The sequence below is a fragment of the Streptomyces sp. NPDC053432 genome (assembly GCF_055585365.1).
In genome coordinates, this window is the sequence record NZ_JBVJKF010000038.1 from 11797 (window position 1) to 35668 (window position 23872).

General features: G+C 72.5%; 24 protein-coding genes. 11 read left to right on the top strand and 13 right to left on the bottom strand.

Annotation, left to right across the window (positions count from 1 at the left end; genetic code table 11):
* The first annotated feature begins 13 nt into the window (after nt 1-13).
* On the top strand, nt 14-1381 hold the full coding sequence (locus ACZ6Y1_RS36225; RefSeq protein WP_469640186.1) for an MFS transporter: 1368 nt from the start codon (nt 14-16) through the stop codon (nt 1379-1381).
* A 255-nt stretch (nt 1382-1636) separates the two neighbouring features.
* Nucleotides 1637-2236 (top strand): RNA 2',3'-cyclic phosphodiesterase, encoded by a 600-nt coding sequence (gene thpR, locus ACZ6Y1_RS36230; RefSeq protein ID WP_469640188.1) that lies wholly within the window; start codon nt 1637-1639, stop codon nt 2234-2236.
* 140 nt (nt 2237-2376) lie between these two features.
* Here the strand turns inward: thpR and ACZ6Y1_RS36235 are convergent, their stop codons facing one another.
* Complete coding sequence (locus ACZ6Y1_RS36235) at nt 2377-3366, bottom strand: aldo/keto reductase (RefSeq protein WP_469640190.1); 990 nt, start codon at nt 3364-3366, stop codon at nt 2377-2379.
* Nucleotides 3367-3395: 29 nt separating this feature from the next.
* Entirely contained in the window at nt 3396-5933 is a 2538-nt protein-coding gene (locus ACZ6Y1_RS36240; RefSeq protein ID WP_469640192.1) for an NACHT domain-containing protein, read from the bottom strand.
* A 360-nt stretch (nt 5934-6293) separates the two neighbouring features.
* On the opposite strand from ACZ6Y1_RS36240, the gene ACZ6Y1_RS36245 reads away from it, so the two are divergent.
* On the top strand, nt 6294-6641 hold the full coding sequence (locus tag ACZ6Y1_RS36245; RefSeq protein WP_469640194.1) for a hypothetical protein: 348 nt from the start codon (nt 6294-6296) through the stop codon (nt 6639-6641).
* Here the strand turns inward: ACZ6Y1_RS36245 and ACZ6Y1_RS36250 are convergent.
* The 5 genes from ACZ6Y1_RS36250 to ACZ6Y1_RS36270 all read right to left on the bottom strand — a co-directional run bounded on the left by ACZ6Y1_RS36250 (nt 6581) and on the right by ACZ6Y1_RS36270 (nt 11946).
* Nucleotides 6581-7942: an MATE family efflux transporter gene (locus ACZ6Y1_RS36250; protein WP_469640196.1), complete on the bottom strand. Its 1362-nt coding sequence runs from the start codon at nt 7940-7942 to the stop codon at nt 6581-6583. The two genes, ACZ6Y1_RS36245 and ACZ6Y1_RS36250, sit on opposite strands and share 61 nt — an antisense overlap.
* Nucleotides 7939-8481 (bottom strand): hypothetical protein, encoded by a 543-nt coding sequence (locus tag ACZ6Y1_RS36255; RefSeq protein WP_469640198.1) that lies wholly within the window; start codon nt 8479-8481, stop codon nt 7939-7941. The genes ACZ6Y1_RS36250 and ACZ6Y1_RS36255 overlap by 4 nt, the downstream gene beginning before the upstream one ends.
* Complete coding sequence (locus ACZ6Y1_RS36260) at nt 8420-9238, bottom strand: multinuclear nonheme iron-dependent oxidase (RefSeq protein ID WP_469640200.1); 819 nt, start codon at nt 9236-9238, stop codon at nt 8420-8422. The genes ACZ6Y1_RS36255 and ACZ6Y1_RS36260 overlap by 62 nt, the downstream gene beginning before the upstream one ends.
* Complete coding sequence (locus ACZ6Y1_RS36265) at nt 9238-10392, bottom strand: multinuclear nonheme iron-dependent oxidase (protein WP_469640202.1); 1155 nt, start codon at nt 10390-10392, stop codon at nt 9238-9240. Before ACZ6Y1_RS36265 ends, ACZ6Y1_RS36260 begins: the two co-directional genes overlap by 1 nt.
* 555 nt (nt 10393-10947) lie before the next feature.
* Entirely contained in the window at nt 10948-11946 is a 999-nt protein-coding gene (locus ACZ6Y1_RS36270) for a LuxR C-terminal-related transcriptional regulator (protein ID WP_469640204.1), read from the bottom strand.
* Nucleotides 11947-12092: 146 nt separating this feature from the next.
* On the opposite strand from ACZ6Y1_RS36270, the gene ACZ6Y1_RS36275 reads away from it, so the two are divergent.
* Nucleotides 12093-12458, top strand: coding sequence for a hypothetical protein (locus ACZ6Y1_RS36275; RefSeq protein ID WP_469640206.1), 366 nt, complete (start codon nt 12093-12095; stop codon nt 12456-12458).
* Nucleotides 12459-12565: 107 nt separating this feature from the next.
* Entirely contained in the window at nt 12566-12778 is a 213-nt protein-coding gene (locus ACZ6Y1_RS36280; RefSeq protein WP_469640208.1) for a hypothetical protein, read from the top strand.
* 8 nt (nt 12779-12786) lie between these two features.
* On the opposite strand, the gene ACZ6Y1_RS36285 is transcribed toward ACZ6Y1_RS36280, so the two are convergent.
* The gene (locus tag ACZ6Y1_RS36285) at nt 12787-13455 is read right to left on the bottom strand and encodes a GDSL-type esterase/lipase family protein (RefSeq protein WP_469640210.1); all 669 of its coding nucleotides are present in this window, start codon (nt 13453-13455) and stop codon (nt 12787-12789) included.
* Nucleotides 13456-13531: 76 nt separating this feature from the next.
* Here ACZ6Y1_RS36285 and ACZ6Y1_RS36290 point away from each other — a divergent pair, with 76 nt between their 5' ends.
* Nucleotides 13532-14539 carry a WD40 repeat domain-containing protein gene (locus tag ACZ6Y1_RS36290; RefSeq protein WP_469640212.1) on the top strand — a complete coding sequence of 336 codons (1008 nt, stop codon included), beginning with the start codon at nt 13532-13534 and terminating at the stop codon, nt 14537-14539.
* Between the two features lie 339 nt (nt 14540-14878).
* Here ACZ6Y1_RS36290 and ACZ6Y1_RS36295 read toward each other — a convergent pair whose 3' ends face one another.
* The 3 genes from ACZ6Y1_RS36295 to ACZ6Y1_RS36305 all read right to left on the bottom strand — a co-directional run bounded on the left by ACZ6Y1_RS36295 (nt 14879) and on the right by ACZ6Y1_RS36305 (nt 17718).
* A complete protein-coding gene (locus ACZ6Y1_RS36295) occupies nt 14879-16354 on the bottom strand; it encodes an SPFH domain-containing protein (RefSeq protein ID WP_469640214.1) in 1476 nt (491 codons plus the stop codon).
* A 159-nt stretch (nt 16355-16513) separates the two neighbouring features.
* Complete coding sequence (locus tag ACZ6Y1_RS36300) at nt 16514-16744, bottom strand: hypothetical protein (RefSeq protein WP_469640216.1); 231 nt, start codon at nt 16742-16744, stop codon at nt 16514-16516.
* 50 nt (nt 16745-16794) lie between these two features.
* Entirely contained in the window at nt 16795-17718 is a 924-nt protein-coding gene (locus ACZ6Y1_RS36305; protein ID WP_469640218.1) for a DUF3027 domain-containing protein, read from the bottom strand.
* A 360-nt stretch (nt 17719-18078) separates the two neighbouring features.
* Here ACZ6Y1_RS36305 and ACZ6Y1_RS36310 point away from each other — a divergent pair, with 360 nt between their 5' ends.
* From ACZ6Y1_RS36310 to ACZ6Y1_RS36325, 4 genes are all read left to right on the top strand, one after another.
* Nucleotides 18079-19458, top strand: a complete 1380-nt coding sequence (locus tag ACZ6Y1_RS36310) for an MFS transporter (RefSeq protein WP_469640231.1) — start codon at nt 18079-18081, stop codon at nt 19456-19458.
* A gap of 293 nt (nt 19459-19751) precedes the next feature.
* Nucleotides 19752-20240, top strand: coding sequence for a DUF2771 domain-containing protein (locus ACZ6Y1_RS36315; RefSeq protein ID WP_469640220.1), 489 nt, complete (start codon nt 19752-19754; stop codon nt 20238-20240).
* 14 nt (nt 20241-20254) lie between these two features.
* On the top strand, nt 20255-21004 hold the full coding sequence (locus ACZ6Y1_RS36320; protein ID WP_469640222.1) for a futalosine hydrolase: 750 nt from the start codon (nt 20255-20257) through the stop codon (nt 21002-21004).
* The gene (locus ACZ6Y1_RS36325; protein WP_469640224.1) at nt 20967-21842 is read left to right on the top strand and encodes a 1,4-dihydroxy-6-naphthoate synthase; all 876 of its coding nucleotides are present in this window, start codon (nt 20967-20969) and stop codon (nt 21840-21842) included. The genes ACZ6Y1_RS36320 and ACZ6Y1_RS36325 overlap by 38 nt, the downstream gene beginning before the upstream one ends.
* 139 nt (nt 21843-21981) lie before the next feature.
* Here ACZ6Y1_RS36325 and ACZ6Y1_RS36330 read toward each other — a convergent pair whose 3' ends face one another.
* Nucleotides 21982-22365, bottom strand: a complete 384-nt coding sequence (locus tag ACZ6Y1_RS36330; protein WP_136225748.1) for a cold-shock protein — start codon at nt 22363-22365, stop codon at nt 21982-21984.
* Between the two features lie 217 nt (nt 22366-22582).
* Between ACZ6Y1_RS36330 and ACZ6Y1_RS36335 the strand changes: the two genes are divergently transcribed.
* Nucleotides 22583-22837 (top strand): hypothetical protein, encoded by a 255-nt coding sequence (locus tag ACZ6Y1_RS36335; RefSeq protein WP_469640226.1) that lies wholly within the window; start codon nt 22583-22585, stop codon nt 22835-22837.
* Between the two features lie 30 nt (nt 22838-22867).
* Here ACZ6Y1_RS36335 and ACZ6Y1_RS36340 read toward each other — a convergent pair whose 3' ends face one another.
* Nucleotides 22868-23488, bottom strand: a complete 621-nt coding sequence (locus ACZ6Y1_RS36340) for an HAD family hydrolase (RefSeq protein WP_469640229.1) — start codon at nt 23486-23488, stop codon at nt 22868-22870.
* Between the last annotated feature and the right edge of the window lie 384 nt (nt 23489-23872).

A 23872-nucleotide genomic window follows, 5' to 3' on the forward strand; every position in this document is an offset into this window, starting at 1 on the left:
GAGGCGAACGCTTTTGAGTACGGGAAACGGAGCAGACTCCGCACCCGGCCACACATCCACCCCCTCTACCCCCGCCGATGCGCGCGCGGGCACGAAGAACACGAGCAGGAACTCGATGTTCAGCTCGCTGAGGATCCGCAACTACCGGCTCTTCGCCACGGGACAGGCCGTCTCGAACACCGGAACCTGGATGCAGCGCATCGCCCAGGACTGGCTGGTCCTGTCCCTGACCGGATCCGCGTCGGCCGTCGGCATCACCATCGCGCTGCAGTTCCTGCCGATGATGGTGTTCGGCCTCTACGGAGGCGTACTCGCGGACCGGCTGTCCAAGCGGCAGCTGCTGATCGCCACCCAGAGCGCGATGGGCCTCACCGGCATCGCCCTCGCCGCCCTCACCCTGGCGGGACACGTCCACGTCTGGCACGTCTACCTCGCCGCCTTCCTGCTCGGCCTCGTCACCGTCGTGGACAACCCGGCGCGGCAGACGTTCGTCCCCGAGATGGTCGGCAAGAAGCAGCTGGCCAACGCGGTCAGCCTGAACTCGGCGAACTTCCAGTCCGCACGGCTGGTCGGCCCGGCCATCGCCGGTGTGCTGATCACCGCCGTCGGCTCCGGCTGGGCCTTCCTGCTGAACGGGCTGTCCTTCGCCGCACCCGTCATCGGACTGCTGCTTATGCGCACGGACGAACTGCACCCGGTCGAGCCGCAGCCCCGTACGAAGGGGCAGCTGCGCGAGGGCCTGCGGTACGTCGCCGGACGGCCCGAGCTGATCTGGCCGATCGTGCTGGTCGGTTTCATCGGCACCTTCGGCTTCAACTTCCCGATCTGGCTGTCGGCGTTCGTCGACGAGGTCTTCCACGGCGACGCGGGCACGTACGGGCTGTTCAACACCCTGATCGCGGCCGGCTCCCTCGCGGGCGCGCTGCTCGCGGCCCGGCGGGGGCTCTCCCGGCTGCGGCTGCTGACGGCGGCCGCCGCGCTGTTCTCGGCACTGCTGATCGTGACGGCCTTCGCGCCGGGGTTCTGGCTGTTCGCTGCGCTGCTGGTGCCGATCGGGCTGTTCGGGCTGACGGTCAACGTCACCGCCAACTCCAGCGTCCAGATGGCCACCGACCCGGAGATGCGGGGGCGGGTCATGGCCCTGTTCATGATGGTCTTCACCGGCGGCACCCCGCTGGGAGCGCCGCTCGTGGGCTGGATCACGGACACGTACGGAGCGCGGATCGGCATGGCCGCGGGGGGTCTGGTCTCGCTGGCCGCCTCTGTCACCGTCGCGGTGGTCCTGGCCCGGGTGGGCAACCTCCGGCTGAGCGTCTCCCGCCACGGGGTGGCCTTCGTCCCGGCCGCCTCGCACCGCCGCGAACTGGTAGCCGCCGCGTAGCCCTGCGGGCCGCCTTCCCCGGGGCTCCGCCGGACCCGCGCCTCAATCGCCGGCGGGGCCGGTAACGCCGCTGCGCGGCAACTCGGGGCTCCGCCCCGGACCCCGCTCCTCAAACGCCGGAGGGGCTGGATTCGGCCGCTGCCGTCCGCCAGGCGCGGCTGGTGTGCCCATGAGGCGCGGGGTCCGGGGCGGAGCCCCAGGGTGCCGCGCAGCGGCATCTTCAGCCCGTACCGGCGGCGCCTATACGCTCGGGCCATGAGACTGTTCGTCGCCGTGCTGCCGCCGGCCGCCGCCGCGGAGGAGCTCGCGGAGGCCCTCGCGGGCCTCCGCGACGACCGGCTGCGCTGGACCGGCCAGGCCGGCTGGCACTTCACGCTCGCCTTCCTCGGCGAGGTACGGGACGAGGTGCTCCCCGAGCTGCACACCCGCCTCGAACGCGCCGCCCACCGCACGGCCCCCTTCCACCTGCGCCTCCACGGCGCCGGCCACTTCGGGGACCGTGCGCTGTGGATCGGCGCCGCCGGGGGCATCGACGCCATGCGGATGCTCGCCGAACGGGCCGAGGCCGCCGCGCGGCGGGCCGGGGTGCCGATGGGCCGCCACCACCGGTACACCCCGCACCTCACCCTCGGCCGCAGCCGCGACATCCCCCGCGACCACCCCGAGCAGGGCTCCGGCGACGGCCTGCGGCCCTACCTGGAGGCACTCGCCTCCTTCGAGGGCACCGCATGGCCCGTCACCGAGCTGAGCCTGGTCCGCAGCAACCTGCCCACGAGCGGGATCCCCGGTGAGCAGCCCCGCTACGAGACCGTCGCGGCCTGGCCCCTGGAAGGACGGCCCGAGGGGAGCGGTTAGGCTCGACGGGTGGATCCCAAAACCAGAAACCGTGTGATGGCCGGTGTGCTCGTGCTGATGTTCGTCGTCGTGGCCGTGGCGGCCGCCGTCGGCCAGTGAGGACCGGGACGCCCGCCACGCTCCCTACGACCCTTCCCTGATCACCAGGCGAAGGCCTCCGGCGACGGCCCCGGGCCGGGGAAGATCTCGTCCAGCGCGGCCAGCAGCTCCTCGCCCAGCTCCAGCTCCAGGGCGCGCAGGGCGCTCTCCAGCTGCCCGGGCGTGCGCGGGCCGACGATCGGGCCCGTCACGCCCGGCCGGGTGAGCAGCCAGGCCAGGGCCGTCTCGCCGGGTTCCAGGCCGTGCTTGTCGAGCAGGTCCTCGTACGCCTGGAACTTCGCCCGCACCGCCGGGTCGGCGAGCGTCTGCGCCGCTCGGCCCTCGGTGCGGCGCCTGCCCTCGGTCTCCTTCTTCAGGACGCCGCCGAGCAGGCCCCCGTGCAGCGGGGACCAGGGGATCACGCCGAGGCCGTAGTCCTGCGCGGCCGGGATGACCTCCATCTCGGCGCGCCGCTCGTAGAGGTTGTACAGGCACTGCTCGGTGACCAGTCCGAGCATCCCGCGCCGTGCGGCGGTCTCGTTCGCCTGGGCGATCTTGTAGCCGGGGAAGTTGGAGGAGCCCGCGTACAGGATCTTGCCCTGCTGGATGAGGACGTCGACGGCCTGCCAGATCTCCTCGAAGGGGGTCTGTCGGTCGATGTGGTGGAACTGGTAGACGTCGATGTGGTCGGTCTGGAGCCGCTTGAGGCTGGCCTCGACGGCCCGGCGGATGTTCAGCGCCGACAGCCGGTCCTCGTTCGGCCAGGTCTCGCCCTCGCGGGACATGGAGCCGTAGACCTTGGTGGCGAGGACCGTCTTCTCGCGCCGGCCGCCGCCCTGCGCGAACCAGGTGCCGATGATCTCCTCGGTGCGGCCCTTGTTCTCACCCCACCCGTACACATTGGCGGTGTCGAAGAAGTTCAGACCCGCGTCGAGCGCGGAGTCCATGATCGAGTGGCTCGTCGGTTCGTCTGTCTGGGGACCGAAGTTCATCGTGCCGAGAACGAGTCGGCTGACTTTGAGTCCGGTGCGTCCGAGCTGCGTGTACTTCATGGGCACCAAGACAAACGCTTCGAGCCCACTCAAGGCAAGGGTCCCACGCGCGGCAGCAACTTCTCGGCGGTGGTGTTGAGATGGCGCTGGACGAGGCTGTGCGGGAAGAAGAATCCGCTGTCCGTGCGGAAGAGCAGGACGCGCTGCTCGGCGGTGTGCAGGAAGCGCCCGTAGCGGTACGGGGTGCGGCCCCGGTGGGCGAGGACCGCGCGGATCGTCCAGTGGCGTACGACCGCCAGGCCCCCGTAGCGGAAGCCGCGGACCACCGCGAACAGCGTGCCGAGCAGGCCGGCGACGAAGCCCGCGCGGCGCAGGTCCTGGTCGGGTGAGGCCAGTGCGATGAGCGTCGTCACGAACACGGCCGCCACGGCCAGGCCCGCGAACCCGTGGAGCAGCGAGAAGCGGACCGTCCGGCGGATGCCCTCGTTGGGGCGGGGGCGCCGGTCCTGCATCGAGGGCTCGAACTGGTTGCCGAAGACGTAGAAGGTGCCCAGGGCGAACGCCGCGACGGGGGCGATCCAGTCGGGCTCCGGGCAGACCAGGTGGATGACGAGCCCGACGAGGAGCCCGATGGACATCCACATGACGGCGGACAGCATGATGCGCTTCACGGGGATGACGCCCTCCGACATCGCCCGCTCGCTCCTGCGCCAGGTCCAGCGCACCTGCTCGACGGGCGAGAACACGTCGGTGAGCGCCCCTTCCATCTGGGTGGTGCTGACCCACAGGTAGGCGAGCCCCACCACGAACGCCGCCGACGACGCCAGGTTGACGCCCGTCAGCATCATCAGCGCCAGGATGACCATCATCGGGCCACCGTTGTTCAGCATCGGGATCACCAGGGCCCCGCGGTGCTTCTCACCGGCCCTCGTCTCCTGCGGCAGCGTCAGGAAGTGCTCCTCCGACTTGTACGCCTGCGTCGCGGTGTTGGCCACCATGGCCAGGGCCACGACCGCGGCGGCCTTGACGTCGGCGTGCAGCACCCCGGCCCGGTTCGCCGCCGCCAGCCACAGCACGGGCACCACCAGGGAGCAGAACGCCATGGCCACCGTCGGAACGACCTTCGGCAGCATCGCCTCCCGGCGCGACAGCCAGCTCAGGTCCAGCCGGTCCAGGTAGAGGACCTGCTCCTTGCGCTCGGTGAGCGTCCGGGCCAGCCACGTCAGCCAGGTCAGCGTCCGGTGCGGGTTGTCGTCCGGCCTCGGCCGCTCGCGCCGCAGGCAGGTCCCCACGTAGGCGTCGAAGATCCGGCTCTGGCGGTCTTCGAGACTGCCCCCCAGGCGCAGATCGTCCGCGGACCGGTTGGCGTAGGTGACGCAGATGATGTTGAGCATCATCGGCGACTGCAGCAGTTGACAGAGGTCCTGACGCTCCTTCAGTGCCTCCCGCACATCGGCGAGGGCCGCCTTGTTGGCGTTGAGGAAGGCCTCCACCTGCTCCCGGTCGGGCGGCTGGATCTCGACGTACCGCAGCGCGCGCAGGCTCTGGGCCAGGCGTTGAAGGTCCCCTTCGTCCGTGCGGCAGCCGACGGCCATGCCGGGGCAGAGCTCCCGCAGCCGCCGCAGCTCCTTGACGCACTTGCGCCAGTGCACCTTCGGGACCTCGTCCAGGCCGTCCAGCACCGGGAGCAGCAGGTGCTGGTCCAGCCAGCTGCGTACGAGGACCGTCGAGACGCCCTGGATCCTGCTCATCTCGGCGGCGAGCCAGTCCTCGACCGCTTCGCCGCGGTAGCTGTACAGGCGCAGGTAGACCGGGATGTGGGCGGGGTCCGCACCGTCGCCGGCGGCCAGGGCCTGCTCGGCCAGCCGGTGGGCGAGCCGGGCGAGTTGGGTGGTCTTGCCCATGCCGGGCCTGCCCAGCACCACCAGCTCGTCCCTGACCTCGTACAGCTCATGGACGTCGCGCACGTCGGTGGTGACCCGCTCGGGCGCGGTCCGCCGCACGCTCCTGGCCCGCCGCCGGGTTCCGGGGGCGGGTTCCTGCTCGGCCTCCTCCAGGATCACGAACCGCGGTTCGAGGTAGTAGTGGGACTCGGCGCGGCGGAAGTCCCTGGCCGCCCGTTCCATGAACGCCTTGATCAGCCGGCGCTGCATCCTCACGGCGGCCTTGTCCCTGCGCAGGCGCATCGGGAAGGTGAACACCGCGGCCAGGCCCGCGAGGACGGCCCGCAGGAAGCGTCGGACCGGGTAGCGCGGCAGCTCGGTACCGGGGCCGGACAGCGGCGGCGGCGCCGCCTGCTGCTCGCCGGGGCCCTCGGCCTCGGGCCAGGGCAGTGGCTCGGGCGGTGACTCGGGCGGTGGCTCGGCCGGTGACTCGGACAGCGGGTCACCGGCCGCCGTGCCCGCCGTCTGGGCGGCGGCGCGGTGCCAGCGGGGCTCCCATGCGCCGGGGTCGCCGCCGAGCACCCGGACCAGCGCGAGGAAGTACTTCAGGTCCGGGACCCTCTTGCCGGAGAAGATCTCCGACGCGGTGCCGGAGGCCATGTGCGCCTTGCGGGCCATGGCGTTGACGGACAGGCGTTCCGCCGGTGGCGGCGCCGTCCAGAGCTCGTCGTAGACCCCACGCATGAGGACCGCCCAGGGCTGTTTCCCGGGTGGGGCCGCCGCCGGATCGGGGCGCTGCGGGCCTCTCGGGCGGTTGCCTCCGGCTCCTGCCATTCACACTCCTCGTTCAAGGACCGTTCATGGGCGTTCACGCGTTCATGGATGCCCGAAGCCCCTGGTCAGAGGCTTGTGGCGGGCATAGAAACGTTCTCGGCGGAAGTCGTCGCCGGCCGTGGTGCCGGGGCTCCGCCGCTGCCCGGAGCACCCATATTGGCGATCCGGGCCGCGCTTGTACGGCCAACCGCCATGTTCGAGCGATTCGTTGGCGGATCCGCCGAAGTCCTCCTGCCCCGCACGTCCTTCCGTCCTTCGAGGAGTTCACCGATGACTGCTTCCCGCCTTCTCACCTCCCTCGGCGGCCTGTCGACGGCCGCGCTGGGCGTCGCGGCCGACGCGCCCTGGTGGGTGGCCGGCACCCTGCTGTTCGGCGGCCTGCTGGTGTTGCGGGCCGAGGCGCTCGTCAACGCCCGCAACGAAGCGCGCCGCGGGCTGCACGAGGGCCGGCTGCTGGGCGAGGTGTCCCGGAAGCAGGCCCTGGACTACCTGCGGGAGACCAGGCGGGCGCAGCAGCCGACGGACGCGGACGCGGACGCGGCTTCGGAGGAGGCGGCTCAGAGCGGGGCGGGCACGGCCCGGCGCCGCGTGGGACGACGGACGCGCAGCAGCCAGTAGTTGACGGCGCAGCCCAGCGCGATGCCGGACCAGGCGAGGGCCCCGTTGTCCGTCAGCAGGCCCGCGAGGAAGACGGGCAGGGCGATGCCGAACTCCTGCAGCAGACGCAGGCGCAGCACCAGACCGAAGCGGTCGGCGGCCTTGTGCCGGCCTTCGGCGGTCGCGGCCAGCAGGCGGAAGGGGAAGGCGACGGCCTGTGCTGCCATCAGCCAGGTGAACCACGTGGCGGCCGTGCCGTGCAGGCCGTAGAACCCGGGCAGCACCGTCCAGGCCGCGGTCGCGACGAGTACGCAGACGGCTGCGGACACGGCGAGGACGCCCGCGCACAGGTTCCGCCACTCCCGGGGCGTGGGCGCCTCGCCCTTGCAGACCATGCCGGTCGCGTTGACCAGCGCCGTGATGGGGATGTGCAGCGTGGCCGTGAGGACGGCCCCCGCCGAGAACGCGGCGAGCCGGTCCGCCCACGAGGCCTCGAAGGTCAGGGCGAGGACCAGGAGCAGTTCGAAGCCGATCACCGAGAGCATGTGGCCCCACTCGGTGAGCATGCTGCGCGCCACCTGCCGCAGCCAGCGTGTGCTGTCGCGGAGCCTCAGGGGAAGGGAGAGGTGATCACGCAGCAGCCATACGGTGACGGCGCATTCGAGGGCGGCGATGAGGGAGGTCGCGGCGTAGGCGCCCGCGAACCCGAGGCCGGCGCCGTGCACGAGGAACCAGTCGAGCGCGGCGTTGGCGAAGACGGCGACGGCGTACAGGGTGAGCAGGGGGCGTGAGCGCCGGAGCGCGAAGAGCGCCATGGCGCCGACGAACTGGGCGAGGCGGACCGGGGCGGCGATCAGCAGCCACAGGAGGGCCGGCCGTACGTCGTCGCGGATGCCGGGCGCGGCGACCAGGGCGTCCACCAGCCAGGGCAGGACGGCCAGGCCGGCCGCCGCGATGAGCAGCCCGGCGGCCGTGGCGCCGATCAGGCCGCCCTGCACCGCGCGGCGGCGGGCGTGGGCGGACACGGCCCCGGCGACGGACAGCCCGACGACGGGGCCCATGGCCATGGCGGTGATCGAGTCGAGGAGGAGCAGGCGCTGCGGTACGGCCGCGGCGGCCACGGCCTGCTCGCCCAGGGTGCTGATCACCCAGAGGTCGGTCTGGGCGATCGCCTGGCCCATGACGGACGCCACCACCATGGGGCCCATCAGGGCGAGGACGCGCCGGCCCAGCGACGGAGCGGCGGCGGTCGCGGCGGCGGTCGCGCCCGTGGTTCCGCCGGTCGTCGCCCCGGTCGTCGCCCCCGTCGTCGCCCCGGTCACAGCGGGCTCCAGGCGAGGGCGGCGAAATCGCCGGGGCGGGAGAGGGCCCAGCGGATGCCCGGTACCGGCTCCAGTCCCGGCACCGCGGCGAGTTTCACGCGGCCGCGTTCCAGGGGCGAGTGCCCCTTCAGCGCCACGACGACCCTGGGGGCGGTGGTCCCGGTGGTCAGGGCCAGGCCCCGCTGCCGGTGCTCCGGCGAGGCGAACCAGCGTGCGGCCGAGGCGGCGAGCAGTTCGATGTGGTCCTCCGGCCGCAGGGAGATGCCCTCGCCCTCCAGGAATTCCAGGAAGTGCAGGTGCATCCGCCAGTCCAGCCGCCGGCCCGCGGCCACCGCCCATTCCAGGAAGGCCTCGTAGAGGTCGGTGGTGTCCGGCAGCCGCTCGGCCAGCCGCGGGATGCGGTCGAAGAGCTGGTGCCAGCGGATACGGAGCGATTCCTGGGCGATCAGCCGGTCACGGGATCCAGGGGCCAGGGAGTCACGTGCGGTGGGGCTGATGCAGGCGTTGAGCCGCGACGACCGCGGCGCGCGTGCGGACAAGGTCCGTCCTCCATTCGTCCAGGTCGTGGTTGGCGTCGCGTTCGACGACGAGGGTGGCGTCCGGGGCGGCGCGGCCGGCGAACAGCGCCAGCAGGTCGAGGGTGTCGTCGCTGACGGGGGCGTCGTGGCTGTCGACGACGAGCGAGGGTGCCGCCGGGGAGGGGCTGTAGCCGGCCAGGTGGAACCTGCGGCCCACGCCCGGCACGTCGGCCCACGCGGCGGCGGGCTGCCCGGTGTTGAGCTGGGCGACGACGGCGTTGGACACGTCCATGAGGACTTCGCATCCGGTGGCCGCGGTGAGCTCGGCGTAGGCGCGGGCCTGCGGGACGTCGGAGGCCGTCTGCGACGGGAAGTTCTCGACGGCGAGGGTGGTGCCCAGTTCCTCCTGCCACGCGCGCACGGCGTCGACCACCGGCTGCCAGTCGGCGTAGTCGACCTCCTGGGCGACGGGCAGCGGCTGGCCGTTGTGGGAGAAGTGGGCGATGTGGTCGCTGACGTAGAGGAAGCCGCAGTCCGCCTGCCACTGGTTCACCAGGTTCAGGTAGTGGTCGAGGCGTGCCCGGTCCGGGTCCAGGAAACGGGAGAGCATGATGTGGCAGCCGACCGGGAGGTCGCCGACCGTGCGGCGGAACTCCTTAGGGTCGAGGTGGGCGAAGCCGTCGACCAGGACCTCGACGAAGTCGATGTGTCCCGAGTCGCGCAGGGCGCAGGCCATCTCGAGGGTGTCCGGCGAGGTCACGTTGACACCGATCAGCATCAGCGCAGCTTCTCCTTGGCATAGGCCAGCAGGTCCTGGGGGGCGCTGACGGCGCCGGGCCGTTCGGCCGGCGGGATCTCGTCGAGGTTGAGGACGATGCGCTTGCCGCGGGCTCGGACGTCGTCCACCCACTGGTCGAACAGTTCGGCGTACGGAAGGCCGCGTTGTTCGGATGCCTCGGCGAGGCCCGGGATCCAGCCCTTGCACAGCTGACGCAGGTAGGCGCGGCAGTAGGGGACGCCGTAGTCGTGCGGCTCCGTGTCCCCGGCCCCCGTGCCGCGCGCCCGCCGGTGCCGTTCCAGGGCCGAGGCCGTCCGGGCGAAGTCGGCGTAGTACTGGTCCGCGCGGTCCGTCCAGGTGATGTCCGCGTGCTCGACGATCACGGTGACGGGCTCGGTCTCGGTGAGCAGCCGCTGGTCCAGCACGGTGTCCAGCAACGACCACACGCCTTCGTGGACCGCGACGGAGTGGCCGTCGTGGAGGGTCCCGTCCCGTCCGGTACGGATGCCGGACAGGTGCAGTTCGACCACCTGGGACCAGGGGATCGCGCCGAGCAGGACCTCTACGGGGACACCGCAGTTGACGGCGTCGATGTAGAGGTGGGCCAGGTCGACGATGAGGCCGGAGCCGGTGTTCTCGCAGATCCGCGTCACCGCCTGCCAGGCGTCCAGGATGCCCCGGGCGGAGGCGGAGTAGCAGTTGGCGTTCTCCACCCAGACGGGCAGGCCCGAGGTCCGGTGGAGATCGGTGAGGAAGCGGACGGCACGGTCCTCTTCCTCCTTCGTGCCGCTGAAGTAGGAGTGGAGTCCGAAGGAACCGCCGCCCAGGGCCCGGTCGCCGGTGACGTGCACGCCGATGGAGGTCGGCTTGTTGCGGCGGGTGGCCGACTGGTCCATCACGTAGTCGATGTACCGGGCCTGTTCGCGGGGGCCCTCGCAGATCGCCGTACGCCCCAGGTGGAGGGAGAATTCCGGGATCGCCGGGACCTCGTCGAGGCTTTCCCATTTCCGCCACTCGTTGAACCCGAATTCCAGGAATGGGTTTTCGCCGACGAGGGCGAGCCTTCTGGCCGGGTCGGGGTCGATGAGCCCCGGAGTGAACGCCCCGCCCACGCGCAGGAGGTCGTCGTGGACCGGCTGGACTGTCGCTTGCATTTCTCTTCCTCTCCCCCTGTTCCGCGTACGGCGCGGGCGCGCTCCTGATTTCGGAGCGCGCCCACACGCTGACTCAGCCCTTGTTGTAGCTGCCGCAGGTCAGGGCCTCCGCCATGACCTCGATGTCCTGGATGTCGATCATTCCGTTCACCTCCTCACCCGAATTCGATGCTGCAAGGAATCAACCCTTGTTGTAGCTGCCGCAGGTCAGAGCCTCCGCCATGACCTCGATGTCCTGGATGTCGATCATTCGATTCACCTCCTCACCCGGGTATGACATATGAGTGGAGCGAAGTTTTTCCGGGATTCCTCACGGCCCCGGTTTCGCCGGTCTCGGCCGCTTTTCCCTTGCCGATGCCTCTACTGTGCCGGTTCCCGAAGACCACGGGAAGGGCTTTCCGGTGGACGGATTCTGCAGTGGCATATCCCGTCCACCTCCACCCGGGACGGAGCGGGAAAAGGGCCGCCGAACGAAGAAAAGCCGCGTCCCGGCGGGACGCGGCTTTTCGTACGCAGGCGGCCGGAAAGGGGCCGGAAAAAGGGGCCGGCGCGGGCTCAGATGCGGGTGGCGGGAAGCCAGCCGTTCTGGACGGCGTGCGCGCCGGCCTGGAAGCGGCTGCGGGCCTCCAGGGCCTCCATGAGTTCGGCGGCGATGCGGCGGGCCGTACGCGGTGAGACACCGAGCCGTTTGGCGATGGCCTCGTCGGTGAGGCCCTGCAGGAGCATGTGCAGGGACTCCATGTGCTGCCGGGTCAGTCCGTCCATATTGCGTTCGACGGCGGTGCCCAGCGGGTTCGCGCTCTGCCACACGCTCTCGAACAGGGCGCACAGGGCGGCGATGGTCCCCTCGTAGGTGAGGACGACCGCGCCGGTCTGGGCGTCGCTGGTGTCGAGCGGCAGGACGACCTCCCGGCGGTCCGAGATGATCATCCGCACCGGCAGGGTGGGAGCGGTGCGGACCTGTCCGCCGTGGCGGTGCAGCCAGTCCACGTGATCGAGGGTGGGCTGGTGGTTGCGGACGCTGTCCAGGTAGACGGTCCGCATGGTGATGCCCCGGTCCAGGAGCGCGGCGTTGGGACCGCGGCTGGCTTCGAGGTCCGCGGCGCTGTGGGCACCGCCGGGCGCGAACGTCATGATCTCGTGGCGGGTGTTGGCGGCCAGCCGGGCCAGCCGGTCGCGTATCTCCTCCGGCCCCTGCAGGCTCTCGGCGCCGGCGGTGGCGCCCCGCGGACGCATCGCCGAGCACTCGGCGATGAGCTGGGCGGCGGCGGCCCGGGAGGCCTCCACCTTCTGCTGGTGCGCGGCCAGTTCGGCCTGCTGACGGGCCAGCAGCAGCTCCATCGCGTCCTCGGGGTGCAGCGGACGGAACCCGATGCCCTCCTGGGACGAGGGCTGGACCAGGGCGAGGCGGCTGAGCCGGTCGAGGCAGCCGCGCAGGTCGCCCTCGGGCAGCCCGAGCCGCTCGGCGAGCGCGGTCACACCGTCCCTGGGGTGGACGAGCAGTGCCCGGTAGACGCGTTCGGCCTCGGCGTCGAGTCCGAGCAGTTCCAGCATGGCGATACCCCCAGCTATGAGTACACGTGCGCCTGCAGGGAACCATACGAACGCGCGAACTGCCCCCTGGTCGGTTCCTGTTCTGGCATAAACAGGCCCCCGCCCCGGCCTGTACTGCGGCGGCGGGCGCTGCCCAGGATGGCCGCATGTATCTCGTCCATGTCCGACTCCTGGTCCCTGACCACACCTCTCTTCCCCCGGACGCGGCACGGCTGTTCCTGGGGTGCGCCCTCGACGGGGAAGGCCTGGAGCACGTCACCGCGCACGGCGACGCGGCGGGCGGTCCGGTCGTGGGCTTCTACCTCACCTCGCCCTCGCTCGCCCTCGCCGAGCGGGCCGCGACGGCCGTCTGCCGGCGCACGCTCCTCGCCCACCCCTCGCTCGCCGGGGTGGACGTGGTGTCCTCCGGCGCGGCCCTGGTGCCCCAGCACTGGGACGCGCTCCTGCGGTCCGATGGACGGGATATGCAGATGCAGGATCCGTCCACCGAGAACCTCTTCCACCCGTTCTGACGGCCCAGCAGAGTATGGCCATCGGCCGGGGGGAACCGGCCGGGACCCGGCGCCGGGCACGTGCCCGGCGCCGCGACAGAATTGATCGCGCTCTCAGGGGGAGACCGATGTCCACGCTCGTCACTCGCATCGCCAGGACCGCGTCCGCGGCCGTCATCGCCGCCTGTGCCCTGGGTGCGGCGCACCCGTTCACCACGGGCGAGCCGCCGGCGGCACGCCACGCCTCGGCCTCGTCCATCGACTTCGGTTCGGTGACCATTCCGCTGGACCCGGCGCCGCAGGACAAGTCCGACCCCACCGATGTCACCTGGGGCCACTGACGGGACTCTCAGGCCCGGGGCCGGTAAGGACCGCCGATGCCCCAGGCCTGGTGCAGCACCGCCGCGAACTCCCCGGCCAGCCGGTGCTCGCCGGAGGCGTTGGGGTGCGTGCCGTCGTAGGTGTCGCTGTGGATGTCGTACGCGGCCGGGCGCGCGGCCAGCAGCACGGGCGAGGCGTCGGTCGTCAGGTCGGCGACCGCCTTCGCCAGGAGCTCGTTGAAGCGGTCGACCTCGGCCGCGAAGGGCGCGTCCTCCTCGGCCCGGACGTTCGGTATCACCGGCAGCAGCACCATTCGTATCCCCGGGCGGGCGGCGCGTGCCCCTTCGATGAAGCGGCGGACGTTCTCGGCGGTCTCGTCGGACTTCGTGTAGAAGCCGAGGTCGATCAGACCCAGGGAGACGAGCAGCACGTCGGCCCCGCAGTCCCGGACGGCGGGCCCGATGAGCGGCGCCATGTGCTGCCAGCCCTCGCCCCAGCCGGCGAGGTGCCGGCGGGCGGGCTCGGGGAAGCCCGGGTCGGCGTACGCGGTGGAGGCCTCGTACAGCGCGTGGCGCGGGCCGACGATCTCGTAGGGGCCGCCGAAGGTGGCGTCGAGGTGCTGCCACATCCGGTAGCGCCAGGTGTAATCGCCGGCGCGTCCGATGGTCATGGAGTCGCCGACGAACATGAAACGCATCCGGTCATCATCGCGGATCGCCCGCCGTGAGCAGCTGTGATGCCGGACACGCGGTCCGGGCTGGCACGCTGGGGGGATGCGCATGCTGCCGTCACCGTCCGCCGCCACCACCGCCGCCCTCGCGGCCGCCCTCACCGTGCTGCCCTCGGCGGCCTTCGCGGCACCCGGGGCGTCCTCGTTCACCATCACCGACCCCCGGATCAAGGAGTCGAGCGGGCTCGCGGCCAGCCGGATCCACCCGGGCGTCTACTGGACGCACAACGACAGCGACGACGGCCCGTACGTGTACGGCGTGGACTCGGCGACCGGGAAGACGGTGGCCCGGATCACGCTGACGGGCATCGGGAAACCGCGCGACGTCGAGGCCATCTCCCTCGGCCCGGACGGCCAGTTGTACGTCGGGGACATCGGCGACAACCTCAACGGCACCTGGGACCACGTGTGGATCTACCGCTTCGAGGAGCCGAAGGAACTGGCCGACGTCACGGTCAGGGCCACGCAGTTCACCGTGCGGTACGCGGACGGGCCCCGCAACGCGGAGGCGCTGATGGTGCATCCGGTGACGGGGCGGGTGTACATCGCGAGCAAGGACGAGAGCAGGGGCGGCCTGTACGAGGGCCCCGTGGCCGGGGAGCTGTCGACCGGCTCGGCGAACGTGTTCCGGCGGGTCGCGGACGTGCCGTGGGTGACGGACGGGGCGTTCTCGCCCGACGGGACGCGGCTGACCCTGCGGGGGTACTTCATGGCCCGTACGTACCCGTGGAAGGACGGGCGGCCGGAGGGCGAGGGCGAACGGGTCGACGCGCCGTGGCAGGGGCAGGCGGAGTCGGTGACGTACACGCCGGACGGCCGGACACTGATGTTCGGGTCGGAGGGCGAGAACAGCCGCGTGGTGGCGGTCCCGGTGCCCTCCGCGACGCCGTCCCCCTCGGCCTCGGCGGCCTCCGGCGCCCCGGCCGCCCCCGGCACGTCGGCGGCGGAGCCGCGGGGCGGCTTCACGAAGGGCGCGGCCGTCCTGGCGGTGGCCTGCGCCCTGGTCTTCGGCGCGAAGCGCGTACTCCGCCGCCGCGGCCCCGCCGCCTGAGCCCGCCGCCGGCCCGCGTCCCGAGCGCCGACGGGGCTGGGACCGCCCCCGGCCGCGGCGCCGCTGCCGGGGGCTCCGCCCCCGGACCCCCGCTCCTCAAACGCCGGAGGGGCTGGTTTTCCCCGGCGGCGCTGGCCCTCACTGGCCCTCCGGGCAATCCACGCCGCACCTGGCGGCCGGCAGCGGCCATATCCAGCCCCGCCGGCGTTTGAGGCGCGGGGGTCCGGGGCGGAGCCCCGGGGTGCCCCTGCGGCAGCTGGGGCTTCCCGGGGCGGAGCCCCGGGGTGCCCCGGGGTGCCCCTGCGGCAGCTGGGGCTTCGCCGCGGGCGCGGGGGTGGGCTACTCCTCGTGGATCGGGACCCGGCCGTCCAGGGGCGGGGCCGCCGGGGCCGCCACGGCAGGGGCCGCGGCTGCCGTCGGGGGCTGGGACATCGAGGCCAGAAGGTGGCGGGCCACGCCCAGCCCCGCGCCGCCCATGGACAGCGCCTTCACGAACATCTCCGACATCCCCTCCGCCCCGTTCAGCAGCACCATGTGCTCCACGTTCCCGAAGGCCCCGGCACCCGCCTCGACGATCGCCGGCCAGTTCTCCGCCAGCTGCTGCGCGACCACCGCCTCCTGGTTCTCCGCCAGCGCCGCGGCCCGCGCCTTGATCGCCTCGGCTTCGGCGAGACCCCTCGCCTTCGCGGAAGCGGCCTCCGCGAGACCCCTCGCCTGCGTCGCCGCCGCCTCCGCCTCACCCGTCGCCCGGGTCGCCGTCGCGGCCGCCAGACCGCGGGCCTCCGTGGCCGCGGCATCCGCCGTCGCCGCCGTCGTCACGCGGGTCGCCTCCGCGGCCGCCGCCAGCTCCGTCTCCCGCGCCTTCGCCTGGGCCGACGAGATCCGCGCGTCGCGCTCCGCCTCCGCCCGGGTCCTGATCTCGTACGCCTTCGCGTCGGCCGGCTTGCGTACGTCCGCCTGGAGCTGCTGCTCCCGCCGGTGCGCCTCCAGCTCCGCGACCTTGGTCTCCTGGACCACGACCTCCTGGCGCGCCGCCGCCTCCGACAGCGGGCCCGCCTGGCGGGCGGTGGCCGCCGCCTTGTCCCGTTCGGCCTGGTAGCCGGCCTGGAGGATCTCGCTGTCCCGGGTGGCCTCCGCCATCCGCGCGAACGCCGTCTGCTCGGCCTCCGTCGCCAGCCGGTTCGCCTCGGCCTGCGCGATCCGCGCGTCCCGCTGCACCGCGGCCGCGTGCGGCATCGCCAGGTTCTTGATGTAGCCCGTCGGGTCCTCGATCTCGTGGATCTGGAGCGAGTCCACGATGAGGCCGAGCTTCTCCATCTCCGTACCGCAGGCCGCCCGGGTCTGCCCCGTCAGCTTCTCCCGGTCGCGGATCATGTCCTCGACCGTCAGGCCGCCCACGATGGACCGCAGATGACCGGCGAAGACGATGTGCACCCGCTCCGGCATCATCTTCTGCTGGTCCAGGAAGCGGCGCGCCGCGTTGGCGATGGACACCAGGTCATCGCCGATCTTGAAGATGACCACGCCCTTGACCCGCAGCGGGATGCCCTGGTGCGTGACGCAGTCGACGACCAGCTGCGTCTCGTTGAGGTCCAGGGACAGCTTCCGCACGGCCTGCACGCCCGGGACGACGAGCGTTCCGCGTCCGGTGACGATCCGGAACCCCATGCCCTCGCCGAGTCCCTCGGTCTTGTGCGTGGAGCCGGAGATGACGAGAGCCTCGTTCGGTTCGGCCACCCGCCACATGAGCTTGAACAGGCCGATCAGAGCCACGATTGCGGCGAGAACGATTCCCGCCACGACGCCGATAGCCATCGGCAACGCCCCCTTATTCCGGTGCCGTTCGGCACCGACGAGGGCGAGTCTGCGCCTGCCCGGACCGGCCGGGAAGGCACGGGCGCATTCTTATCGCCATCTTGATACATACAGCTCAGCCACCGCTCGGGCACGGCCCGGCCACGGCCCGGCCACGGCTCAGACGTCGTAGGCGGCCATCACATAGACGGTGCGCGGCGGCTGGTACTCGACGACCGTCACCACCGTCCCGACGGCCAGCCGTTCCGTCCCGGAGCCCGGCACCGGGTGCGCGAGGAAGTGCTCCGCCCCGCCCCGGATCCGTACGATGACCTCGCCCACCAGGCCCGGACCGACCGTCCCGGTGACCCGGCCGGTCATCCCCACCATGTCCATCTCGGCGTCCCCCATGCCGCGAGGGTACGCCGCCGGGCCGGGCCGCGGCCCTCCCCCGGCGGACCTTACGAGTGACCCAGGTCAGCGGCTTCCACGTCCGCCAGGGGCACCGAGCCGGTGTCCGCGGCGGGGGCGGGGTGCAGCGGGAACTCGTCCGAGGCCATCGAGTCGAGCACCGGCGGAGCCGGCCGCGGCGGCTTCGGCATCACCGCGGCTTCCGAGTGGCCGCCGCAGCCGTACGACAGGGAGACCAGGCGGCCGTCGGCCGGGGAGAACTCGTTCGCGCAGACACCGAAGGCCTGACCGAGCGAGCCGCCGATCGCGACCAGGAAGCCGCAGGACACGCACGAGGCCGGCGCCGCCTGCGCCATCGGGGTCTTCGCACCGAAGGACTCGTCCCAGCGGTCGGCCGCGGTGTGCAGCCCGTACCGGGACAGGACCCGGGCCCGGCGCATGCCCAGCTCCTCGGCCACCGCGCTGATCGAACCACGGGCCGGGACCACCGTGCGGTCGGTGACGTCGGCGTCCTCCGCCTCGACCAGTTCGGCCATCTCGGTGGAAACGACCGAGTTCGGCGGCGGGGCGTCCTCACCCGACCAGCCCGGCTCCAGCCGCAGGTCCTCCGCGTCCGTGGGCAGCAGGTCGCCCGGGCCCATGTCGCCGGGGCGCAGCCGCTCGCTCCACGGCACCCACTCCGGCGCGAGCAGCGCGTCGTCGCCGGGCAGCAGCACCGTTTCGTCGAGGGTGACGTTCTTCGCGCGGGAGGCGCGGGTCACGGTGACGGCCCAGCGCCAGCCGCGGTAGCCCGGTTCCTTGCACTCGAAGAAGTGAGTGACGACGCGGTCGCCCTCAGCGATGGCGGAGACGTGCTCGCCCACCACCCCGGGGTACGCGGCCTCCTCGGCCGACGCGCGGGCGAGTTCTACCGCCTCGACGCACAGGCGGTCGGGGGTACGCGGGGTACGGCTTCGCGTCGTCGCAGCACTCACTTTTCTCGTTCTCTCCTACGCCGTCTCACGTGTGCGCCGTCCGTACTGTCGTCCACAACGACCCGTCGGTGCCGTCCGTACGTGGCGCGGGCGGAGCGGACCAGAGGGCCGCGTCGACGTCCGCACCCGATCGGACTCCGGGCGCACCTTTATGCGATCCATTCTGCGGGATCGCGAAGAGGCGCGCGGCCAGGAGCAACCGCCGGTGGCGCGCTACGCACGCTACCTCCTCCGAAGCCTCCGGCCCACATGCAAGGTCCGATTCGCGGACATGGAGCGGACATGGAAGCGCACGGGACGGCCCGGAAGGACGGGCCGGGCCGCACCGGCGACGCGCCGGGAAGGCTGCCGGAGGGCGGGGTGGGGCACTATGGCCACGTGGCACCCGCACGGTCGTCCGGCGACGGCTCGGGACCGGCCAGGCGGGCCGGCCGGGCCCTGGGGCGTGCCCTGCACACCCCGTTCACCGGTACGGCGCGCGGCATCCGGCGGGCCACGCACGCGCACGGGGCCGGTGAATCGGGCCTCGGCAAACTCATCGAGCTGCACGCCATCAACGGCGCCGGCGACATGCTCATCACCGTGGCGCTGGCCTCGACGGTGTTCTTCTCCGTCCCCACGGACGAGGCCCGCGGCCGGGTGGCCCTGTACCTGGGCATCACCATGGCGCCCTTCACGGTGCTGGCCCCGGTGATCGGCCCGCTGCTGGACCGGCTGCCGCACGGCCGCCGGGCGTCCATGGCGGCCGCGATGCTGGCCCGGGCGCTGCTGGCGCTGATGATGTCGGGCGCGGTGGCCACGGGCGGCATCGAGCTGTACCCGGCGGCGCTCGGCGTCCTCGTCGCGTCCAAGTCGTACGGGGTCGTGCGCAGCGCGGTGGTCCCGCGCCTCCTCCCGCCGAAGTTCTCACTCGTCAAGGCGAACTCGCGGGTCACGCTGGCCGGGCTGCTGGCCACGGGCGTGGCGGCGCCGGTGGGCGCCGGGCTCCAGGCGATCGGGCCGCAGTGGCCGCTGTACGGGGCCAGTGCCGTCTTCGTATGGGGGACCGTCGCGGCGTTCACGCTGCCGCACAAGGTGGACGAGGCGAAGGGCGAGCGGCGGGCGCGGCTGTCCACGCACGAGCCGCACTCGAAGCGGCCGGGCCTGCGGACGGTGAGCCGGTCGGTGCTGTGCGGGCTCCTCGCGAACGCCTCGATGCGGGCGCTCTCCGGCTTCCTGATCTTCTTCCTGGCGTTCCTCCTGCGCGAGCACCCGATGCCGGGGCAGAGCGCGGCGGTGTCGCTGGGCATCGTGGGCGTCTCCGCGGGCATCGGCAACGCGTGCGGCACGGCGGTGGGGGCGTGGCTGCGGTCGCGGGCGCCGGAGGCGATCGTCGCGGCGGTCCTGTCCCTCACCCTCGGGGTGGCGATCCTGGCGGCGGTCTTCTTCAGCGGGCTGTTCATGGCCGTCCTGGCCGCGACGGCGGGCTTCTGCCAGGCGCTGGCGAAGCTGTCGCTGGACGCGATGATCCAGCGGGACGTGCCGGAGGCGGTACGCACCTCGGCCTTCGCCCGCTCCGAGACACTCCTCCAGGTGTCGTGGGTGCTGGGCGGCGCGATCGGCATCGTCCTCCCCCTGAACGGGGTCCTGGGGATGTCGGTCGCCGCCGCGATGGTCGCCCTGGGGACGGCGATGGCCCTCCGCGGCCTCGTGGCCGCGCCGCGCCACCAGCCGGGCACCCGAAGCACCCGAGTCGCGTGACCGAACGCCAGCGGCCACAATCCAGCCCCTCCGGCGATCGAGGAGCGGGGCACGGGGCGGAGCCCCGCATCCTCGGGCGCACCCGACGGACGCCAGCGACCACAACCCAGCCCCTCCGGCGATTGAGGAGCGGGGCACGGGGCGGAGCCCCGAATCTCCGGGCCGCACCCAGCAGACGGCAGCGGCCACGACGGCCACGATCCAGCCCGCCGCCTCGCGGGGCCAAGGCGCGCCACACCGCAGGCCGGACCCCGTGCAGCGGCGCAGCCGACCGGCCCGATAGCCTTCGGCTCATGACCGCACCGCTTTTCTCGGGTAGGGCCCGCCGCAGCGTCGCGGCCCTCGGAGCCGTGTCCGCCGGCCTCCTCCTCCTCTCCGCCTGCGACAAGCCGACACCGCTGGCGACCGTGACGGTCGGCACGTCGTCGGTGTCCGCCGAAGCCGCCTGCCACTCCGACGGCGAGCCGCTCTCCATGGAAAAGGTCCAGGAGTGCCTCACCGGCCTCAAGGACGCCAAGACCGTCGAGTACGGCCGCGGCGACACCCTGCGCCTCGGTGTCGAGCCGGAGATCGTCGAGGACGGCAAGAAGTGGTCGGCGATCCTCGACGGCCAGCCGATCACCGAACCCTCGTCGAACACCTACCGCAGCTTCCCCGGCGCCGACGTCTTCGCGACCGGCGGCCAGGGCGAGGCGCCGGCCTCCAAGAAGCTGGCCTTCCTGCAGACCGGTGAGGACGGCAAGCCGCTCGCCGTCTGGTCCTTCAACCTCAAGCTCAAGTAACCGGACGGCCACCGGTGCGCGCGCTCGTGGTGACCGCGGTGGCGGCGGAGGCAGACTCCGCCATCGCCGGCCTGACCCCTCATCCGGACACCCCCGGCCCTGAGGCGCGCACCCTCCCCGGTGGCTACCGCATCACCCGCCGGGACCTCCCCGGCATCGCCCTCGACGTGGTCGTCGCGGGCGTCGGGCCGGCCGCGGCAGCCGCCGGCACCGCCACCGCCCTGGCCCTCGCCGGCTACGACCTCGTCGTCAGCGCGGGCATCGGCGGCGGGTTCGCGCCCGCCGCCCCCGTCGGCTCCCTCGTGGTCGCCGACGCCATCGTCGCCGCCGACCTGGGGGCCGAGACCCCCGACGGCTTCCTCGACGTCACCGCCCTCGGCTTCGGGCACAGCGTGCACCTGCCTCCCGCAGAACTCGCCGCCCGCGCCGCCGAGGCCACCGGCGCGCTCCTCGCACCCGTACTGACCGTCTCCACCGTCACCGGCACCGGCGCCCGCGCCGCCGTGCTCGCGGCCCGGCATCCGCTGGCCGGGGCCGAGGCCATGGAGGGCTTCGGGGTCGCCGAGGCGGCCGCCGCGCACGGGCTGCCCGTACTGGAGATCCGCGCCGTGTCCAACGCCGTGGGCCCGCGCGACCGCGCCGCCTGGCGGATCGGGGACGCGCTCGGCGCGCTCGCCGACGGCTTCCGCGCACTGGGCCCCGTACTCGCGAACTGGGGAGAACGCCATGAGCAACGCCACGGCCAACGCCACGGGCACCACTGAGCCGCTCAGGATCGCCTACTCACCCTGCCCCAACGACACCTTCGTCTTCGACGCCTGGGCGCACGGCCGGGTCCCGGGGGCGCCCGCCCTCGACGTCACCTTCGCCGACATCGACATCACCAACGGCATGGCCGAGCGCGGCGAACTGGATGTGCTGAAGGTCTCGTACGCCGTCCTGCCGTGGGTGCTGGAGGAGTACGCGCTGCTGCCGTGCGGCGGCGCCCTGGGCCGCGGCTGCGGCCCACTGGTCCTGACGCGCGAGCCGGGCCTGGACCTGACGGGCGGCACCGTCGCCGTGCCCAGCGAACGCTCCACCGCCTACCTGCTGTTCCGGCTGTGGGCGGCGGACGTGCTGCCCGACGGGGTCGGCAAGGTGGTCGTGCTGCCGTTCAACGAGATCATGCCGGCGGTCCGCGACGGCCGGGTGGACGCCGGACTGGTCATCCACGAGGCCCGGTTCACCTATCAGGACTACGGGCTGCACTGCCTGGCCGACATGGGCGAGCACTGGGAGTCCACGACCGGCCTGCCGATCCCGCTCGGCGCGATCATCGCCAAGCGCTCGCTGGGTGCCGGGACGCTGCGGGCACTGGCCGAGTCGGCCCGTACGTCGGTCCGGATGGCCTGGGACGACCCGGAGGCATCCCGCCCGTACGTCCGCGCACACGCGCAGGAACTGGACCCGGCCGTCGCCGACCAGCACATCGGGCTGTACGTCAACGAGTTCACGGCCGGGCTCGGCGAGGACGGCTACGCGGCGGTCCGCGGGCTGCTGACCCGGGCGGCGGCCGAGGGCCTCGTGCCGGCCATCGCACCGGGCGCGCTCGACTTCCCGTAGGGCCGGCCCCGAACCGGTCCCGAACCCGGGCACGAACACGACACGGACACGAACCGGGCACGAACACGCGCACACGAGAACGTCCGCGCCCCGCCGCTCTTTCGAGTGGCGGGGCGCGGACGTGCGTGCGTACGACGGGTCAGACGTCGAGCTGATCGGCGACCGCGCGCAGCAGTCCCGCGATCTTCGTACCGTGCACCCGGTCGGGGTAGCGGCCCCGCTCCAGCATCGGCGTGATGTTCTCCAGCAGGGTCGTGAGGTCCTGCACGATCGAGGCGAGCTCGTCGGGCTTGCGCCGCTGCGCGGCCGCGACGGACGGCGCCGGGTCGAGCACGGTCACCGAGAGGGCCTGGTCGCCGCGCTGGCCGGCGACGACGCCGAACTCGACGCGCTGGCCGGGCTTGAGGGCATCGACCCCGGCGGGGAGCACCGACGAGTGGACGAAGACGTCGCCGCCGTCGTCGCGGGAGAGGAAGCCGAAGCCCTTCTCACTGTTGAACCACTTGACCTTGCCGGTGGGCAAAGCACGCACCCCGTCTCACATACCCGGAACCGAACCAACATGTCTCAGCAGGTCAGGGTATCCATGTACCTGGGCCGTTACTGCCTGCTCTCGCTGTGAAGAGTCTCCCCTGAGTTGCGGCCCGTCAAGCATGGCCGAACACCCCCTGCCCGGATCTCGACCTTGCGGAAAACACCGCGACCGGACCGGCCACGAGCCCGGGAACTACCCTGGTGCGGTGACTGAGACCTCTTCCCCCGACGAAGCGCGGCCCGGCGACGCACTCGTGAAGGCCGGCGGCATCGTCTTCATCGCGGGCGCCGTCGCCACGCTGGTGACGATGGCCCCGCTCTTCCTCGACATCGACCCCTTCCCGTCGTACGCGTGGGCCGTGTGCATGCTCATGGGCGTCGGCTTCGCCATCTCGGCGGCGGGTGTCCTGCGCTCGGCCGCGGCCCAGCGCAAGGCCGCCCGGGCCTCACAGGCGGCCTGAGGCGCCCGAGGCGGTCCGCGCCCGCCGGGCTCAGACCGGCTGCGCCGCCGCCACGTACTGCGCCAGCCACTGCGGCAGCGCGGTCAGGTCCGGCAGGACCACATCGGCGCCGGCCTCGCGCAGCTCCGGCTCCGGGCACGGGCCCGTCGGAACCGCCACCGACAGCGCACCGGCCGTACGGGCCCCGCGTACGTCGCCCACGTGGTCGCCGACGTAGACCTGCGCCCCGTACTCGCGCAGCGCACCCGCCTTGGCCTCCGCCCACAGCCAGCCGATCACCGCGTCCGGCTCGATGCCGAGGTGCGCCAGGTGCAGACGGGCGTTCGGCTCGTGCTTGGCGGTGACCACGATCGCGCGTCCGCCAAGGGCCTGGACGGCCTCCACGGCCTCGCGGGCGCCCGGCATCGCCGGGGTCGGCTCGATGGCGTAAGTGGGGTAGATCTCACGGTAGCGGTCCGCCATGGCCGGGATCTCGGCCTGCGGGAACCAGTGCGCGAGCTCCTGGTCGAGCGGCGGCCCGAGCCGCGTGACGGCCGCGTCGGCGTCGATGAACGTACCCGTCTCGGCCGAAAGCGCCTGGTAGGCGGCCTTGATGCCCGGACGCGAGTCGATGAGGGTCATGTCGAGGTCGAAGCCGACTGTGAGGTTCATGCCGACCATTGTGCCGAGGCGGGCGGACGGCGGAACGACGGCGGGCGGACGGCGGAGCGACGGCGGGCGGACGGCGGAGCGACGGCGGGCGGACGGCGGGCCTACACCGGGAGAACACCGGCCTCCCGGCACCTTCTTCGGGCGGCAGTACTCAGGACATCAGGACAGGGGTGAGGGACACGATGTGAACGTGAAGAAGACCGTCGTCGGGGGCTGAGGGGGCACGCCTCGCGGGAGGGGTTTGGCAGTTCGGCCGGGGTGGGGGCGCGGGTTTGGCGGTGCCCCGGCTGGTCGGGAGCGAGGAAGGGTTGGGGATTTCCCGTCAGTCCCATAGTCCTTCCGCGTCGGGCCGCCCTGTCAAGGGCGCTCCCTGCGGTCGCGTCG